Here is a 16,829-nt window from a genome sequence, read left to right as displayed (position 1 = left end):
TCGTCAAGAGCCGAGCGCGGGGCCTGCCTAAGACGGCGGCATGAGACCGGCGACCTTCCATAGCCCGCGCCTGCCTGCGGCCCCGAAAATGCATACGCATCTGGACCGCCTGGAGGCGGAGAGCATTCACATCATGCGGGAGGTGATGGCCGATGCCGCGAAGCCGGTGATGCTGTACAGTGTGGGCAAGGACAGCGCGGTGATGCTGCATCTGGCGCGGAAGGCTTTCTATCCGTCGCCGCCGCCGTTTCCGCTGCTGCACGTCGATACGACGTGGAAGTTCAGGGACATGTACGCGCTGCGCGACCGGATGGCGGCCGAGAGCGGCATGGAGCTCATCGTCTATCAGAACCCCGAGGCGAAGGCGCGGGGGATCAACCCGTTCGACCATGGTCCCTTGCACACCGACATGTGGAAGACCGAGGGGCTCAAGCAGGCGCTCGATTTGCACGGCTTCGACGTCGCCTTCGGCGGCGCGCGGCGCGACGAGGAGAAGAGCCGGGCGAAGGAGCGCATCTTCTCGTTCCGCACGGCGTCGCACGGCTGGGACCCGAAGAAGCAGCGGCCTGAGCTCTGGAACCTCTACAATGCGCGCAAGGCCCAAAGAACAGGAGGGGGGGGCGAGAGCATCCGGGTGTTCCCGATCTCGAACTGGACCGAGCTCGACATCTGGCAGTATATCGCGCGCGAGGCCATCCCCATCGTCCCGCTCTACTTTGCCGCGCCGCGCCCCACGGTGGAGCGCGACGGCCTCCTCCTGATGGTCGACGATGACCGCTTCCCGCTGCGCGAGGGCGAGGTCCCGGTGGACCGCTCGATCCGCTTCCGCACGCTCGGTTGCTACCCGCTGACCGGCGCGGTCGAGAGCGAGGCGACGACCCTCTCCGAAGTCATTCAGGAGATGCTGCTGACCACCACCAGCGAGCGTCAGGGGAGGGCGATCGACAAGGATGGCGGCGACGCCAGCATGGAGAAGAAGAAGCAGGAGGGGTATTTCTGATGACCCCGCACCGCCTTTCTTTCCCCGTTCGCCCTGAGCTTGTCGAAGGGCCGTCCTTCCTTCCGGAAGATAAGAACGGGGCTTCGACAAGCTCAGCCCGAACGGCTTTTGTGTGCGGAGTTCCGCAATGACCGACCCCGTCTACGTCACCGACGCGCTCATCGCCGAGGATATCGACGCTTACCTCGCGCAGCATCAGCAAAAGTCGCTCTTGCGCTTCATCACCTGCGGCTCGGTCGACGACGGCAAGTCGACGCTGATCGGCCGCCTGCTCTACGACAGCAAGATGATCTTCGAGGATCAGTTGGCGGCGCTCGAGGCCGACAGCAAGCGTGTCGGCACCCAGGGGCAGGAGATCGACTTCGCGCTGCTGGTCGACGGCCTCGCCGCCGAGCGCGAGCAGGGGATCACGATCGACGTCGCCTACCGCTTCTTCACGACCGAGAAGCGCAAGTTCATCGTCGCCGACACCCCCGGCCACGAGCAGTACACGCGCAACATGGTCACCGGCGCGAGCACCGCCGACCTGGCCGTCATCCTGATCGACGCGCGCAAGGGCGTGCTTACCCAGACGCGCCGCCACAGCTTCCTCGCGCATCTGATCGGTATCAGGCATATCGTGCTCGCGGTGAACAAGATGGACCTCGTCGACTACGACAAGGCGGTCTTCGAGCGCATCCTGCTCTCCTACCGCGCCTTCGCGACCGAGATCGGCATCACGCAGTTCACCGCGATCCCGATCTCGGGGTTCAAGGGCGACAATATCACCAGCCTCTCGGCCAACACCCCCTGGTACAAGGGTCCCGCGCTGGTCGAGCATCTGGAGAGCGTCGAGATCGGCGCGGTCGCGGACGAAGCCAAGCCCTTCCGCATGCCGGTGCAATGGGTCAACCGGCCCAACCTCGACTTCCGGGGGTTCTCGGGGCTGATCGCGGGCGGCTCGGTCAAGCCGGGCGATGCGGTGCGCATCCTGCCCAGCGGCAAGACATCGACTGTGGCGCGCATCGTCACCCTCGATGGCGACCTCCCCGAGGCGGTCGCCGGCCAGTCGGTGACGCTGACGCTGGCCGACGAGGTCGACTGCTCACGCGGCGATGTGATCGCCCTCGCCGATGCCCCGCCCGAGGTCGCCGACAGGTTCGAGGCGACGCTCGTGTGGATGGCCGACGAGGCGATGATCCCGGGGCGCGCCTATTGGCTCAAGCTCGCGACGCAGAGCGTCTCGGCGACGGTGGCGGCCCCCAAGTATGAGATCAACGTCAACACGCTCGACCATCTCGCGGCGAAGACGCTCGACTTGAACGGTATCGGCGTGGTCGAGGTCGCGACCGACAAGCCGCTGGTGTTCGAGGCGTACGGCGACAACCGGACGCTCGGCGGGTTCATCCTCATCGACAAGCTGACCAACGCGACGGTCGCGGCGGGCATGCTGCACTTCAGCCTCCGCCGCGCGCAGAATGTCCATTGGCAGGCGACCGACATCGACCGCGAGGCGCATGCGGCGCTCAAGAACCAGAAGCCCGCCGTGCTCTGGTTCACGGGCCTCTCGGGCTCGGGCAAGTCGACGATCGCCAACCTCGTCGAGAAGAAGCTCCACCGGATGAACCGGCACACCTTCCTCCTCGACGGCGACAATGTCCGCCACGGGCTCAACAAGGACCTCGGCTTTACCGAAGCCGACCGCATCGAGAATATCCGCCGCGTCGGCGAGGTCGCCAAGCTGATGACCGACGCCGGGCTGATCGTGATCACCGCGTTCATCAGCCCGTTCAAGGCCGAACGCGACATGGTCCGCGCGATGTTGCCCGAGGGCGAGTTCGTCGAGATCTTCGTCGATACCCCGCTCGAAGAAGCCGAGACGCGCGACGTCAAAGGCCTCTACAAGAAAGCCCGCTCAGGACAGCTCAAGAACTTCACAGGCATCGATAGTCCCTATGAGGCACCCGAAGACGCCGAGATTAGGATAGACACGACCGCGATGACGCCCGAAGAGGCGGCGGACCGGATCGTCGATCGCCTGCTGGGGTAAAAAATGACGTTTGAAAGCGACGAAGCGCTCGCCGAGCGATTGGCGGCGGCCGCGGGGCAGATTCTGATCGACCTGCGCGCGACGAGCGGGCTCGAGGGCAAGGACCTCGGCAAGGCCGGCGATGCTGAGGCCAATGCGATGCTGATGCGCGAACTGCGCGCTGCGCGCCCCGACGATGCGATCCTGTCCGAAGAGGAAAAGGACAGCATCACGCGCTGCTCCTTCGCGCGTTGCTGGGTGGTCGACCCGCTCGACGGCACGCGCGAATATGGCGAAGGCCGCACCGACTGGGCGGTCCACGTCGCGCTCGCGGTCGAGGGCGTGCCGACGGTCGGCGCGGTCGCGTTGCCGGGGCTGGGCGTCACGCTGAGTTCGTCCAATCCCTGGCCGCTCGGCGCCGCGAACGTGCCGCCGCGCATGCTCGTCAGCCGCACGCGCCCCGCTGCCGAGGCGTTGTTCGTGGCGGAGAAGATCGGCGCCGAGCTGGTCGGCATGGGTTCGGCGGGCGCCAAGGCGATGGCGGTGGTGCGCGGCGAGGCCGACATCTACCTCCACACCGGCGGCCAATATGAATGGGACAATTGCGCGCCCGCGGCGGTTGCGGCGGCGGCGGGGCTGCACGTGAGCCGCGCCGACGGCTCGCCGCTCGTCTATAACTGCGAAAACCCCTATCTGCCCGACCTCTTGATCTGCCGCGCCGAGTTCGCGGACGAAGTGCTGCGGCTGGCGGGGGAGTTTGCGGCGGCGGACTAGGCATCGCCCGCAAAGAAATCACGCCCGCCCAAGCTTCGCGATTGCCAGCCGCGCCGTGTCTTCCTATTTAGGTTTCACTGTAAAACCAAATAGTCCGGGAGACGCGCGATGACCGACCTGCCTGCCACCAACCTCGTGATGCTGACGCTGGTGAAGCCCGAGAGCCAGCTCGAGGTCTTTTTCGAGCGCCGCCCGATGCCCGAGCCCCAGCCGCACGAGGTTCTGGTCAAGGTGCTCACGACCCCGATCAACCCGTCGGACCTCGGCCTGCTCTTCGGCGGCGCCGATATGTCGACCGCGCGTGCGTCCGAACGCGACGGGCTGCCTGTGATCACCGCCGACATCCCGCCCGCGGGCATGCGCGCGATGACCGGCCGCGTCGGCGACGCGCTGGCGATCGGCAACGAGGGCTGCGGGCTCGTGGTCAAGGCGGGCGATTCGCCCGAGGCGCAGGCGCTGCTCGGCAAGACCGTCGCGCTGCTCGGCGGCGAGATGTACGCCGAATATCGCTGCCTGCCGGTGCAGATGGTGATGGCGCTGCCCGACGGCACCGATCCGGTCGACGGCGCCTCCTGCTTCGTCAACCCGCTCACCTCGCTGGCCTTTACCGAGACGATGCGCATGGAAGGCCACAGCGCGCTGGTCCACACCGCCGCGGCGTCGAACCTCGGCCAGATGCTCGTCAAGATCTGCGCCAAGGACGGCATCCCGCTCGTCAATATCGTGCGCAGCGACGCACAGGTCGAAATCCTCAAGGGCATCGGCGCGACGCATATCGTCAACAGCAGCGCCGACGATTTCCAGGACCGGCTCGTCGACGCGATCGTCGCGACCGGCGCCACGCTGGGCTTCGACGCGATCGGCGGCGGCAAGCTCGCCGGCCAGATTCTCGCGGCGATGGAGGTCGCGGCGGTCAAGCGCATGACGACCTACAGCCGCTACGGCTCGGACAGCTACAAGCAGGTCTATATCTACGGCGCGCTCGACCTCGGCCCGACGGTGCTGAACCGCAGCTTCGGGCTGACCTGGGGCCTCGGCGGCTTCCTCTTGACCCCCTTCATGCAGAAGGCGGGCTGGGAAGTCGTCGGCCGCATGCGCCAGCGCGTCGTCGACGAACTCACGACCACCTTCAAGAGCCACTACAGCCACGAGATTTCGCTGACCGAGGCGCTGAACCTCGACACCGCGCATGCCTACAACGCCAAGCGCACGGGCGAGAAATATCTGATCCGGCCGTAGAGGGCTGTCAAGCGAAGCACCTTAGGGCGGACCAATATCATCCCACAGTAGTATCTCGGAATTGTCGAGGCCATCCTCGATCGTTCCGAGATTTCGGGAGGCATGCCGGCTGCCTCGTACTTCGGCCTTTCTGAACCAGATTCGCGCTGTTCCTAAGTCGCGCTCTACACCCCATCCACCCCTTGCATAGATAACGCCTATATTATTAGTCATATCGCCCTTTTCGCACTTTTCGGCGATTAAACTATACTGAAGGGCTTTGGCATAATTTCGCTCAACCCCTGGCCAGCCATCAGCATATGCGCCGGCCAAGCTAATCGTCGCAAGATAGTCATCCTGATTAGCTGCTTGTTGGTGCCAATAAACCGATGCCGGATTATCAACCGGACCACCTTGCCCTCGGTGAAGCATCACGGCATAATTATATTGCGATGCCCGGTGTCCGCGTTGGGCGGCGTCTCTGTAGAGTTGTCGCGCTCTCTCACGATCCACCCGACCGTCGGTGCCATTGTCCAATGACCAAGCAGCGTTATACATGGCATCGAGTTCGGGGTTGCCTGTGGCATAATTGATCTGCTCGCAAAACGTGCTCGGTCGATTGGCCACGTCCACAGTGTTTTGTCCACCCGAGGCTGAATAGTCGGCGGAATCTGCCAAGCTTTTCGAGGATTCATTCGGTTCTTTGCAAGAGTTCCCGCTTGAGAAGATTATGCACGCGGCGACCCCGGAAAGGCTTCTCCCTGTATTGGCCTCAAGCTTCATACTGTATATGCAAAGTCCTATCACGAAAAATGAAAGAAGAAATTGTGCATAAGGTCGGCTTTTTCCTTTGGAATCGCTTGATTCATGCCTCCCAAAAGTCGGTACCTTAATGCCTATGATATCAAGAACGGCCAATATTGTTGCAAGCGATGCTGCAACAAGGATAACGATCTCAATTCTTATGGGCCCCATGTAGTTGAGCTAACATGGCAGGAGGCCAAAGGCAATTAGGCCTCGGGCCTCTTCACCGCTTCATGCACTGCCGCACATCGTCGCGCTTATATTCGCTGCAATTCCACAGCGCCTTCTCGAACCCCGCCTTGTCGTCGCGGAGGTAGGAGAAGGTCATCGCCGCGCGCTGGGTGTCGCTCATCGCTTCGGTCTCGGGCTTGAGCGTGGGATTGGTCCAGCCCATGAACTTGCAATATTCGCGCGTGCCGCAAAGCCGCAGCGCGAGCGTCACGAAGCTTTCGGGGGTCGCCTTGCGATCGAGGGCGATCGTGATCGTCTCGCGCCCGCCCGAGACGACCTGTCCGGGCACCGCGCCGCCGGTGATGCGCGGCTCGCCCACCGCGGCATCGACCGCGCCGACGGCGAGCTCGGCGGGCAGCCCCGCCATGTGCAGCGGCGACAGCGCCGCCATCTTGGCGACCGGCGCCTCGACCCCCGATATCGCGCCGCGGAACGCGCCCGGCGTGCCCCAGTAGCCCGGCCAGCGGAAGAAGAGGTGGGTGTCGACGATCGCGATCTTCTCGAGGCTGTCGCTCCAATAGGGGCGCACCCAGTCGGTGTGGTAGTGCGTCGCGAGCCCGACGCGCGGGTCGACCCCGCCCGCGAGCACGATCTCGGCATTGACCTGCGCGCGCGTCCACGCCGCATCCGAATAGCGCCGCGCCAGCGCGCCGTCGCAGGTGAAGGTGAACTGGCAGCCGGTGACGCGCTCCGAACCCTGGAACACGACGCCGCAGATCGACTTCGGGAAAGCGGGGTGGCGCGCGCGGTTGATCACGACCTGCCCGACCGCGCGCTGGCCCAGATTGTCGTCGCCCGCCTCGTAGAGCATCGCCGCGGCGAGGCAGTCGCGCGCGCGGCCGCGATTGTCGGCGTCGCCCGAATAGACGAAGGGCCGCGCCGCGACGACGCCTTTGGTGATCAGCGGTATCTTCGCATTGGCGGCGCGCGCATCGTCCTCGGTCACCGGCGCGAGCTCCATCGGCAGCACTTCGGGTACGCTGCTGGCGGGCGGCGCCACCGGGGGCAGGCGCACGCTATAGCGCGCGGGCCCGCTGACGCTGCTTGCATAAAGCACGCCGACGATCGCCGCGATGGCGAGCAGCGCGAACAGCCATGCCGACCGGTCGCGCCACAGCGGCGTCGTCGATTTGGGCGCCTCCGACGCCATGGTGTGGGCTCAGATTTCCGGCAGGAAGTCGGGGACGGAGAGGTAGCGCTCGCCGGTGTCGTAGTTGAAGCCGAGCACGCGGCTGCCCGCGGGCAGTTCCTTCAGCTTCTGCGCGATCGCCGCAAGAGTAGCGCCCGACGAGATGCCGACGAGCATGCCTTCCTCGGTCGCCGAACGGCGCGCGAAATCCTTGGCTTCGGCGGCGTCGACCTTGATCACGCCGTCGAGCAGGTCGGTGTGCAGGTTGCGCGGGATGAATCCGGCGCCGATGCCCTGGATCGGGTGCGGCGCGGGCTGGCCGCCCGAGATCACCGGCGAGGCTTCGGGCTCGACCGCATAGACTTTGAGATCGGGCCAGCGTTCCTTGAGGAACTGCGCGGTGCCGGTGATATGCCCGCCGGTGCCGACCCCGGTGATCAGCACGTCGATCGGGCTGTCCTTGAAATCCTCGTAGATTTCGGGGCCGGTGGTGCGGACATGGATGTCGATATTGGCCTCATTCTCGAACTGCTGCGGCATCCATGCGCCCGGCGTCGTTTCAACCAATTCAATCGCGCGCTCGATCGCGCCCTTCATGCCCTTTTCACGCGGGGTCAGGTCGAAGGTCGCGCCATAGGCGAGCATCAGGCGGCGGCGCTCGAGCGACATGCTCTCGGGCATGACGAGCACGAGCTTGTAGCCCTTGACCGCGGCCGCCATCGCGAGGCCGATGCCGGTGTTGCCCGACGTCGGCTCGACGATGGTGCCGCCGGTCTTGAGGCTGCCGTCGGCTTCGGCCGCCTCGATCATCGCGAGGCCGATGCGATCCTTGATCGACCCGCCCGGGTTGCTGCGTTCCGACTTCACCCAGACCTCGGCGTCGGGGAACAGCTTGGCGACCCGGATATGCGGGGTGTTGCCGATGGTATCGAGGATCGAATTGGCTTTCATGGTCGGAATGCACTTTCCCTATGTTCGAAGCGCGGATCGCGGCGGACCCGGTTGGGCCAGTCGCCGGCCCGGACCCACAGCTTTTCGTCGGCCAGGGCGGGCACGGGCGCGGGTTGTAACGAGGCAAGCAGATACTGTCCATAAGGCCAGTCGCCGATCCCCGAGTCGGCGTTGATATGCCCGAACGGCCCCGCGTTGACGAAGCGCGCGTCCCACTGCCGCGACAGGCGCCAGACGTGCGCGGTCTTGGCATAGGGGTCGTTGTCGCTGGCGACGACGATCATCGGGGTGCGCGAGGTGAAGCTCGCGGGCTCGGTGAAGCTCGACACGCGATTGTCGCGGCGGAGGTCGCCGAGGTCGGGCGGCGCGACGAGCAAGGCGCCGAGCACGCGCGCGCGCGCGAGCCCGCCCGCCGAGGCGAACCAGTCGGCGAAGGCGTGGCAGCCCAGGCTGTGCGCGGCGACGAGCACCGGCTCGTCCTCGGCGTCGATCGCGTCGGCGATGCGGCGCTTCCACGCGTCGCGGTCGGGGGCGCTCCAGTCGCCGAGTTCGACTCGCTCGCAATCGGCGAACTTATGCTCCCACAGGCTCTGCCAGTGGCGCGGGCCGCTGTTGTCGAGCCCCGGAATTGTCAGGATTTTGTGGCGGATAGGGGAAAATTGCATCTCGGATTCTCCGTTGGTTGGGCCAGGGGAACCGCGGTGACGGGTGTTTCCGAGGTAATTCAACTAAATAAATTGACAATCACTTTGTGGCGAAAGGAAGGCAGTTTGCGACGAGTTGAAATCGCGCCGTCGGGCCGACGCGGAAATGCGTCACTCGGCCTTTTTGAACTGCGGCTCGAAGGTGCGCGCGCGGCGCAGTTCGGGGAAGAGCCACGCCCAGAGTGCGGTGACGCCCACCGCCGCCGCGCCGCCTGCGACCACCGCGAAGACGGGACCGAAGGCCGCCGCCATCGATCCCGCGCGCATCTCGCCGAGCTCGTTCGACGCCGATATCGCGAGCCCCGACACCGCGCTGACGCGCCCGCGCATATGGTCGGGGGTGTTGAGCTGGATCAAAGTGCCGCGCACGAAGACCGAGAACATGTCGGCGGCGCCGAGCAAGGCCAGCATTGCCAGCGACAGCAGGAAGTTGGTCGACAACCCGAAGGCCATCGTCGCGAGCCCGAAGACGACCACCGCCCACAGCATCTTGACCCCTACATTGCGCTCGATCGGCCGCCAGGCGAGGCCGAGCGCGACCACTGCCGCGCCGACTGCGGGGGCAGCACGCAGGAAGCCGAGCCCTTCGGAGCCGGTCATCAGGATATCGCGCGCATAGACGGGCAGCATCGCGGTCGCCCCCGACAGGATCACCGCGAACAGGTCGAGCGTGATCGTGCCGAGCAGGAAACGCTCGCGCCAGGTGAATTGCAGCCCGTCGGCCATTTCGCGCAGCGGGTGGCGGCGCACCTCGGTCGGCGGCGGCAGCACCGGGCGCACGCGGCTGATCATGAAGGCCGAGATGGCGAGCAGGACGGCGGCGAAGATATAGACCGAGGTCGGATGCGCGGCGTAGATCAGCCCGCCCGCCGCGGGGCCGATCACCGACGCCGACTGCCACGCGATGCTGCTCATCGCGATCGCGCGCGGCAGCACCGCGGGGGGAACGATGTTCGGCGCGATCGCGCTCATCGCGGGGCCGGAGAAGACGCGCGCGACCCCGTGCAGCGCCGCGAGCCCGAAGAGCAAAGGCAGGGTCAGCCCGTCGGTGTACGTAAACCAGCCGAGCGCCGCGGCGATCAGCAGGTCGATCAGGTTCGAGAAGATCGCGACGCTCCGCCGCTCGAAGCGGTCGGCGACCCAGCCCGCGACAGGCGTCAGCACCGCGAGCGGCACGAACTGGAACAGCCCGAGCAGCCCGAGTTGGAACGACGCCTCCTTGATCGACATGCCGTAATCGGTGCGCGCGGTGTCATAGAGCTGGTAGCCGATGACCACCACCATCGCGATCGTGGCCATCACCGCGGTGAAGCGCGCGAGCCAATAATAGCGGTAATCGGGGAAACTGAGCGGCGAGGGGGCTTTTGACGGGCTGCCCTGCAGGGCCGGCTCGTCGCTGTCGGGAGGGAGGATCGTCGCCATTGCGATTCCCCGTAGCGGGGTTTGGCGGGCTGTCCAGACCGCATAGGTCTGCCGTTCGTCGATTAGCCCGTGCCACCCCCGCGCCGCGGTGGCACATCCCCGCCACAACCATCGGGGAGTACCAGGATATGACACGCAAATTCGCCCGCGCCGGCACCGCCATGGCGGCGGCGCTGCTCGTCCTCAGCGGCTGCAACGCGTCGGACAATAAATCGATCAGCGGCGAAAAGCATAGCGAATGGACCGAGTTCCGCGACAATTTCCTCGCGGGCTATTTCCCGCTCAACCCCAATTTCGCGGTCTATCAGGGCAAGCACGAGTTCGACGGCAAGCTCCCCGACTGGTCGCCCGAAGGGCTCGAGAAGCAGGCCGCCTATCTCGAAAAGACCATCGCCGACGCGAAAGCCTTCGACGCCGAAATGACCGACGCCGAGAAGTTCGAGCGCGACTATCTGATCAAGGTCGCCGAGGGGCAGCTTTTTTTCCTGCGCGACGCCGACGCACCGCACAAGAACCCCGACTTCTACACCGGCGCGCTCGACCCCAATGTCTATATCGCGCGGCCCTATGCCGATGCGACGACGCGGATGAAGGCGTTCATCGCCTATGCCGAGAACGTCCCCGCCGCCGCGGCGCAGATCAAGGCCAACCTCAAGCTGCCGCTCCCCGCGACCTTCGTCAAATATGGCACCGCGGGCTTCGGCGGCTTCGCCGATTATTACAAGGGCGATGCCAAGGCCGCCTTCGCCTCGGTCAAGGACGAAGCGCTGCAGAAGCAGTTCGACGAAGCCGTCGCCAAGGCCGGCGCCGCGATGACCGACCTCGCGACCTATGTCGGCTCGCAGCCCGGTACCCCCGACGGCTATGCGCTCGGCGCCGACAAATTCGCGAAGATGATCCTCACCAACGAGGGTGTCGACACCCCGCTCGAAGAGCTCGAGCGCATCGGCCAGGCCGACCTCAAGCGCAACCAGGACGCGCTCAAGGCCGCCTGCGCGACCTATGCCGCGGGCAAGACCATCGCCGAGTGCATGGCGAAGATGAACGCCGACAAGCCCGCCGACGGCCCCGTCGCCGAGGCGCGGCGCCAGCTGCCCGCGCTCCGCGCTTTCCTCGTCGAAAAGGATCTCGTCACCATCCCCGGCACCGAACAGGCGCTGGTCGAGGAATCGCCGCCGTACAACCGCCAGAACAGCGCCTATATCGACATCCCCGGGCCCTATGAGAAGGGCCTGCCGTCGGTCTATTATATCTCGCCGCCCGACCCCGCGTGGGACCAGGCGACGCGCGATGGCTTCGTGCCCGGCCGCAAGGACCTGCTCTTCACCTCGGTGCACGAGGTGTGGCCCGGCCACTTCCTGAACTTCCTCCATTCGAACCGCGCCGAGAGCATCTTCGGCAAGCTCTTCGTCGGCTACGCCTTCGCCGAGGGCTGGGCGCATTATACCGAGGAGATGATGTGGGACGGGGGGCTCGGCGAGGGCGACGCAGAGACGCATATCGGCCAGCTGTCGAACGCGCTGCTCCGCGACTGCCGTTATCTGTCGGCGATCGGCCTGCACACCAAGGGCATGACCGTCGCCGAATCGGAAAAGTTGTTCAAGGAGCAATGCTATCAGGACGCGGGCAACGCGCAGCAGCAGGCGGCGCGCGGCACTTACGACCCCGCCTATCTCAACTACACGATGGGCAAGCTGATGATCCGCAAGCTGCGCGACGACTGGACCAAGGGCGACCGGACGAAGTGGAAAGCCTTCCACGATCAATTTCTCGCCTATGGCGGCCCGCCGATCCCGATGGTCCGCGCGGCGATGATGAAGGAAGAGACGCCGAAGGCGGTGTTCTGACCCTCATAGCCCTCTCCCCTTTAGGGGAGAGGGTTGGGAGAGGGGGAAGCATCCAATCCCCTCTCAACTCCGGCTAGCCGGTAAACCGGCAAGCCTGCGTATCTCTCCCCTGAAGGGAGAGAGATGGGATGTGATCGCGAGCACTGGCAATCCCTATCGCGCCCCGCTAGCCTCGCCCGCGACAGCAGGGGGCAAGCCGATGGTCGACGTCTTCATTTCCTATTCGCGCGAGAACAAGGAGCGCGTCGCGCAGATCGCGCATGCGGTGCAGGCCGCGGGCTACGACCTGTGGTGGGACGCCGAGCTGCCGCCGCACCGCAGCTATGGCGACGTGATCACCGAAAAGATCGGCAGCGCCAAGGCCGCGATCGTCGTCTGGTCGCACGCCTCGGCGCAGTCCGAATGGGTGCGCGCCGAGGCCGATGTCGCGCGCAACCAGAAAAAGCTCGTCCAGACCGCGATCGATGACGTCATGCCGCCGCTGCCGTTCAACCAGATCCAGTTCGCCGAGCTCGCCGACTGGAACGGTGAGCCCGACCACCGCGGCTGGCGCAAGGTGCTGATGAGCCTCGAGGACCTGTGCGGCCGTCCGCCACTGACGGGCGGGGAGGCAGTCGTTGCATCGCCTGCGCCGCCAGCTCCCGCGCCTTCGCCGGCCCCGGCACCCGTGCCGACGCCCGCACCGACTCCGGCTCCGCCGCCCCCCGAACCCGCCGCCGCAAAGGGCTCGCCGCTCCCGTGGATCATCGGCGCGGTCGCCATCATCGGCGCCGCGCTCGCCTGGTGGCTCCTCCAGCCCACCCCGATGCGCACTGTGGAGGGCAGCGACCCCGCCGCGGGCGCGGGCAGCACGCCGACGGCGGGCGAGGCCGACAGCCCCGCGACGCCGGGCGAGGCCTTCACTCTCGCGGCGGTGATCAACGATCCCGAGGGCTTCACCAACATCCGCGCCGAACCCTCGTCGAGCGCGACCATCCTCGGCAAGGTGCTCGAGGGCGAGAAATTCCTGACCTATCAGCAGAGCGGCGCTTGGTGGCGCGTGCGGAAGGCCGACGGCACTACCGGCTATATGTTCCGTAAGCTGATCCGCGTGCTCGACGGCGCCAGTCCCGATCCCGCACCCACCGCGAGCCCGCCGATCGTCGCCCCCACCGGTGTCGGCGGCAGCGGGGTCGTGATCCCCGATTCGTCCGAGCGCCTGCTGACCGAAGACGATATCGCCTATTTCGGCGCCAACGAGCTGCGCATCGCGCGCAACGAAATTTTCGCGCGCAACGGTTTCCGCTTCAAGGATCCGTCGCTGCGCGCGCATTTCAGCCGCTTCGCCTGGTACCAGCCGACCACCGACAATGTGCAGCTCTCGGCGATCGAAAAGGCGAATGTCGCGCTGCTGAAATCGGCCGAAGCGGCGGCGCAATGAGCGAGGCGGCGACGGCGGACCTCGCCGCCGCCGAGGCGGAGGTCGCGCACCGTCTCGGGCACGGCGACGCGCTGAGCGCTTTCGACTGCGCCGCTGCGGCGCGCAAGCAGGGGCTCGAAAGCGACCGGCTGCGCTATCTGATGGTCCGTGCGCTTGCGGCGTCGGGCGACAGTCTCGGCGCGATGCACCTCTACGAACGGCTCGGGCTGGCCGATACCGGTGACGTCGACTGCCTCGCGCTCGCCGGGCGCATCTGGAAGGACCGCGCCTTCGACCGCGGCCTCGACGAGCGCCAGGCCTGGCTCGAAAAGGCGGCCGCCGCTTATGCCCATGCCTGGGACGTGTCGGGCGACAGCTTCCCTGCGATCAACGCCGCCAGCCTCTACGCCATGCTCGGCGATCCCGAGCACGCCGCGGCGCTGGCCGAGCCGATCGCGGCAGCGGGGGCGGCGGGCAATTATTGGGACGCGGTGACGCTGATCGAGGCGCTGCTGCTGCTCGGCCGCGGCGAAGAGGCGCTCGCGCGCGCGGCCGCCGCCGATGCGATGGGCGGCGCGCGCGCCGGCGACCGCGCCTCGACCTGCCGCCAGATCATGCGGCTCGCGAGCAGCGGCGCAGTCGACGCGCGATGGGCGAGCGCGGTCGCCGACCGTCTGCGCCCGCCGCCCGTCGGCGTCTATTGCGGCCGCATGTTCCGCGAGGGCGGCGAGGGCGAAGCGCGCGCGCTGGCGGCGATATCGGGGGCCTTCGACGCGCAGCCCTTCTCGGCGCTGATCGGCCCGCTCGCCTGCGGCGCCGACATCCTCTTCGCCGAGGAGGCGATAAGGCGCGGCATCGACCTCACGGTGATCCTCCCATTCGCCGAAGAGGATTTCATCGCCCAGTCGGTGCGCCCGGGAGGCGAAGGCTGGGTGGCGCGGTACCAGCACTGCCGCGACGCCGCGGCGATGGTCCATTTCGCCAGCAACTCGCGCTACGTCAGCGACGATTGCCAGTTCATCCTCGGCTCGCACACCGCGATGGGGCTCGCCAAGCTGCGCGCGCGCGAACTCGAGACCGAGGCGGTCCAGCTCGCCGTCGTCGACCCCGACGTGCTGGCGCGCAGCCAGGGTGCGATCGCCGGCACCAACGCCGACATCGCCTTGTGGGAGACCTATGGCGGCCGCACCCAATTGATCGCGGTCGGCGGGCTCGACCGGCGGCTCGATTTCCCCGCGCCGCTCCCGCCGCCCGAAGACCATCGGCGCGGGCTTTACGCGATCCTCTTCGCCGACTTCGCCGGCTTCTCGAAGCTCGGCGAGCGCGAACTGCCGGTCTTCGCGCGCGAGGTGATGGGCGGCATCGGCCGTGTGCTCGACAATTTCGGCGAGCATGTGCTGTTCCGCAACACCTGGGGCGACGCGGTCTATGCCGTGATCTCGGAGCCCGCCGTAGCCGCGCAGATCGCGCTAGCGATGCAGGAACAGCTCGCGGTGCTGCCGCCCGGGCTGGGGCTCGAGGGGCATCACGCGGGCATGCGCACCGGCATCCATTTCGGTCCCATCTACCGCGGGCGCGATCCGGTGGTCGGCAACGAACTCTGGTACGGCACCGAAGTCACCCGCACTGCGCGGATCGAGCCCGTCACGCTCGTCGGGCAAATCTATTGCACCCAGCCGATGGCGGCGATGCTCGCGCTGGTGAACATCCGCGACTTCGACTGCGACTATGTCGGCAAGGTCCAGCTCGCCAAGGATTACGGCGACCTCGCGCTCTACCGCTTGTCGCGGCGGGCGCGATAAGATTGATCACAAAATAGGCTCGCACGAAGCCACGAAGCCACAAAGAGGCTTCCTTCCCAAGGCAAGCGCATCGCCGCAAGCGACTGGATCAGCGCGCCTCGCATTCCGAAGAATCGCTCCCAGTCCACACCCTCTTTGTGGCTTCGTGGCTTCGTGCGAGATTTCGCGACGGCAAGGATGTGAGCGACGCTGCCTTTTGAGGGCGACATGATTCAGGCAGGCGCGCGCAGCCGCGCCACAAAAAAGCCGTCGAGCCCGCCCGCATCGGCCAGCATGCCGGGCAGGGTGCGTACGAAGCCTTCGGCGGTCGGCTCGACACCCCCGGGCAGCTCTTCCGCAAGCGCCGCTTCGACGCTCCACCCCGGATGCGCCGCCAGGAACGCCGCGATCTGATCCTCGCCCTCGGCGCGTTCGAGCGAGCAGGTGGCATAGACGAGCGTCCCGCCGGGCTTCACCCACGCCGCCGCGCGGACCAGCAATTCGGCCTGCAGCGCCGCCATGTCGGCGATCTCGCGCGCTTCGATGCGGTGGAGCACATCGGGGTGGCGGCGAAAGATGCCCGTCGCCGAACAGGGCGCGTCGAGCAGCACCGCATCGGCCGCCTCGCCGGGCGCCCATTGGCGGATATCGCCCTGTACGACCGCGGCCTCGAGACCGGTGCGGTCGAGGTTTTCCTCGAGCCGTGCCAGCCTTTTGGCGCTCGCATCGACCGCGAGCACCGACCAGCCCGCCGCGGCGAGTTGCATCGTCTTGCCCCCGGGCGCGGCGCAAAGGTCGAGCACCGTGCGGCCCTCGCCGGTGCCGAGCAGCCGCGCGGGGATGCTCGCGGCGATATCCTGCACCCACCAGCCGCCCGCCTCGAAACCGGGCAGCCCGGTCACCGCCTGCCCGCGCGGCAGCCGCAAATGGTGCGGCGCCAGGCGCACGCCATCGGGCCAGGTCGCCGCATCGGGCTCCTTGGCAAAGCTCAGGTCGAGCGGCGGCGCGGCGCTCCACGCCGCCTCGGCCACCGTCACGATCGCATCGCCCCACGCCGCGGACCAGCGCGCGGCCGTGGCGGCGGGCAGGGTGGCGCACTCGGGCAGCGCCCATTCTTCCTGCTGCGCGCGCGACAACAGCGCATGGACCAGCCGCCGCGGCCCGCCATCGACCAGCGGCAGCGCGGTCGATACCACCGCATGCCCCGGGCTCTTCAGCACCAGCAATTGCGCGAGCGCGAGGCGCAGCACCGCGCGCGACTTGACGTCCTCGGGCAGCGGCTGCGCGGTCGCGCCGTCGATCAGCGCGTCGATATCGGCCATCCAGCGCAGCGTCTCGGACACGATCGCCACCGCAAAGGCGCGGTCGGCGGGCGCCAGCCCCTGCGTCGCGGCGTGCGAGGCGATGTCGAGCGGGTCGCCGCGGCGCAGGATCGCGTCGAGCAGGCGCAGCGCCGCGCGCCGCGGCGCGGTGCCTGGCGGCTCGGCATCGGGCCGGGCGCGGCGGGGCGGGCGGCGGCGATCAGCCATGGTTGGCGAAGCGCGCGAAAGGGCTTATCATG

The 16,829-nt window shown here is 67.0% G+C and carries 13 protein-coding genes; 7 read left to right on the top strand and 6 right to left on the bottom strand.

Annotated features, from left to right (window positions below):
• Positions 1–88 precede the first annotated feature (88 nt).
• From cysD to ATE62_RS17180, 4 genes are all read left to right on the top strand, one after another.
• Complete coding sequence (cysD, locus tag ATE62_RS17195; RefSeq protein WP_058818568.1) at positions 89–1,000, top strand: sulfate adenylyltransferase subunit CysD; 912 nt, start codon at positions 89–91, stop codon at positions 998–1,000.
• A gap of 127 nt (positions 1,001–1,127) precedes the next feature.
• A complete protein-coding gene (gene cysN / locus ATE62_RS17190; RefSeq protein ID WP_058818567.1) occupies positions 1,128–3,029 on the top strand; it encodes a sulfate adenylyltransferase subunit CysN in 1,902 nt (633 codons plus the stop codon).
• Between the two features lie 3 nt (positions 3,030–3,032).
• A complete protein-coding gene (locus ATE62_RS17185; protein ID WP_058809818.1) occupies positions 3,033–3,782 on the top strand; it encodes a 3'(2'),5'-bisphosphate nucleotidase CysQ in 750 nt (249 codons plus the stop codon).
• Positions 3,783–3,890: 108 nt separating this feature from the next.
• On the top strand, positions 3,891–5,021 hold the full coding sequence (locus tag ATE62_RS17180; protein ID WP_058809817.1) for a zinc-binding dehydrogenase: 1,131 nt from the start codon (positions 3,891–3,893) through the stop codon (positions 5,019–5,021).
• A 21-nt stretch (positions 5,022–5,042) separates the two neighbouring features.
• Here ATE62_RS17180 and ATE62_RS22970 read toward each other — a convergent pair whose 3' ends face one another.
• The 5 genes from ATE62_RS22970 to ATE62_RS17160 form a co-directional block, all read right to left on the bottom strand.
• Positions 5,043–5,678: a tetratricopeptide repeat protein gene (locus ATE62_RS22970; RefSeq protein ID WP_197411743.1), complete on the bottom strand. Its 636-nt coding sequence runs from the start codon at positions 5,676–5,678 to the stop codon at positions 5,043–5,045.
• 349 nt (positions 5,679–6,027) lie between these two features.
• Positions 6,028–7,185 carry a cell wall hydrolase gene (locus ATE62_RS17175; RefSeq protein WP_058809816.1) on the bottom strand — a complete coding sequence of 386 codons (1,158 nt, stop codon included), beginning with the start codon at positions 7,183–7,185 and terminating at the stop codon, positions 6,028–6,030.
• Positions 7,186–7,194: 9 nt separating this feature from the next.
• Positions 7,195–8,115, bottom strand: a complete 921-nt coding sequence (gene cysK, locus ATE62_RS17170; protein ID WP_058809815.1) for a cysteine synthase A — start codon at positions 8,113–8,115, stop codon at positions 7,195–7,197.
• Entirely contained in the window at positions 8,112–8,780 is a 669-nt protein-coding gene (locus ATE62_RS17165) for an RBBP9/YdeN family alpha/beta hydrolase (protein WP_082662875.1), read from the bottom strand. The genes cysK and ATE62_RS17165 overlap by 4 nt, the downstream gene beginning before the upstream one ends.
• 150 nt (positions 8,781–8,930) lie before the next feature.
• Positions 8,931–10,241 carry an MFS transporter gene (locus ATE62_RS17160; protein ID WP_082662874.1) on the bottom strand — a complete coding sequence of 437 codons (1,311 nt, stop codon included), beginning with the start codon at positions 10,239–10,241 and terminating at the stop codon, positions 8,931–8,933.
• A gap of 128 nt (positions 10,242–10,369) precedes the next feature.
• Here ATE62_RS17160 and ATE62_RS17155 point away from each other — a divergent pair, with 128 nt between their 5' ends.
• The 3 genes from ATE62_RS17155 (at position 10,370) to ATE62_RS17145 (ending at position 15,289) form a co-directional block, all read left to right on the top strand.
• Complete coding sequence (locus tag ATE62_RS17155) at positions 10,370–12,088, top strand: DUF885 domain-containing protein (RefSeq protein ID WP_197411742.1); 1,719 nt, start codon at positions 10,370–10,372, stop codon at positions 12,086–12,088.
• A gap of 130 nt (positions 12,089–12,218) precedes the next feature.
• Complete coding sequence (locus ATE62_RS17150) at positions 12,219–13,508, top strand: TIR domain-containing protein (RefSeq protein ID WP_156420642.1); 1,290 nt, start codon at positions 12,219–12,221, stop codon at positions 13,506–13,508.
• Complete coding sequence (locus ATE62_RS17145) at positions 13,505–15,289, top strand: adenylate/guanylate cyclase domain-containing protein (RefSeq protein ID WP_058809813.1); 1,785 nt, start codon at positions 13,505–13,507, stop codon at positions 15,287–15,289. Before ATE62_RS17150 ends, ATE62_RS17145 begins: the two co-directional genes overlap by 4 nt.
• A gap of 212 nt (positions 15,290–15,501) precedes the next feature.
• Here the strand turns inward: ATE62_RS17145 and ATE62_RS17140 are convergent, their stop codons facing one another.
• Positions 15,502–16,797, bottom strand: coding sequence for an RsmB/NOP family class I SAM-dependent RNA methyltransferase (locus ATE62_RS17140; protein ID WP_058809812.1), 1,296 nt, complete (start codon positions 16,795–16,797; stop codon positions 15,502–15,504).
• Positions 16,798–16,829: the final 32 nt, after the last annotated feature.

It is taken from the genome of Sphingopyxis sp. HIX (genome assembly GCF_001468285.1).
GTDB lineage: Bacteria > Pseudomonadota > Alphaproteobacteria > Sphingomonadales > Sphingomonadaceae > Sphingopyxis.
This window is presented reverse-complemented; position numbering and strand designations above follow the sequence as displayed.

What these genes read in the sequence shown, in the direction of transcription:
- cysK (WP_058809815.1), bottom strand. Translation starts at nt 8,115, where the DNA reads ATGAAAGCCAATTCGATCCTCGATACCATCGGCAACACCCCGCATATC.
- cysN (WP_058818567.1), top strand. Translation starts at nt 1,128, where the DNA reads ATGACCGACCCCGTCTACGTCACCGACGCGCTCATCGCCGAGGATATC.
- ATE62_RS17155 (WP_197411742.1), top strand. Translation starts at nt 10,370, where the DNA reads ATGACACGCAAATTCGCCCGCGCCGGCACCGCCATGGCGGCGGCGCTG.
- ATE62_RS17140 (WP_058809812.1), bottom strand. Translation starts at nt 16,797, where the DNA reads ATGGCTGATCGCCGCCGCCCGCCCCGCCGCGCCCGGCCCGATGCCGAG.
- ATE62_RS17145 (WP_058809813.1), top strand. Translation starts at nt 13,505, where the DNA reads ATGAGCGAGGCGGCGACGGCGGACCTCGCCGCCGCCGAGGCGGAGGTC.
- ATE62_RS17185 (WP_058809818.1), top strand. Translation starts at nt 3,033, where the DNA reads ATGACGTTTGAAAGCGACGAAGCGCTCGCCGAGCGATTGGCGGCGGCC.
- ATE62_RS17180 (WP_058809817.1), top strand. Translation starts at nt 3,891, where the DNA reads ATGACCGACCTGCCTGCCACCAACCTCGTGATGCTGACGCTGGTGAAG.
- ATE62_RS17165 (WP_082662875.1), bottom strand. Translation starts at nt 8,780, where the DNA reads ATGCAATTTTCCCCTATCCGCCACAAAATCCTGACAATTCCGGGGCTC.
- cysD (WP_058818568.1), top strand. Translation starts at nt 89, where the DNA reads ATGCATACGCATCTGGACCGCCTGGAGGCGGAGAGCATTCACATCATG.
- ATE62_RS17175 (WP_058809816.1), bottom strand. Translation starts at nt 7,185, where the DNA reads ATGGCGTCGGAGGCGCCCAAATCGACGACGCCGCTGTGGCGCGACCGG.
- ATE62_RS17160 (WP_082662874.1), bottom strand. Translation starts at nt 10,241, where the DNA reads ATGGCGACGATCCTCCCTCCCGACAGCGACGAGCCGGCCCTGCAGGGC.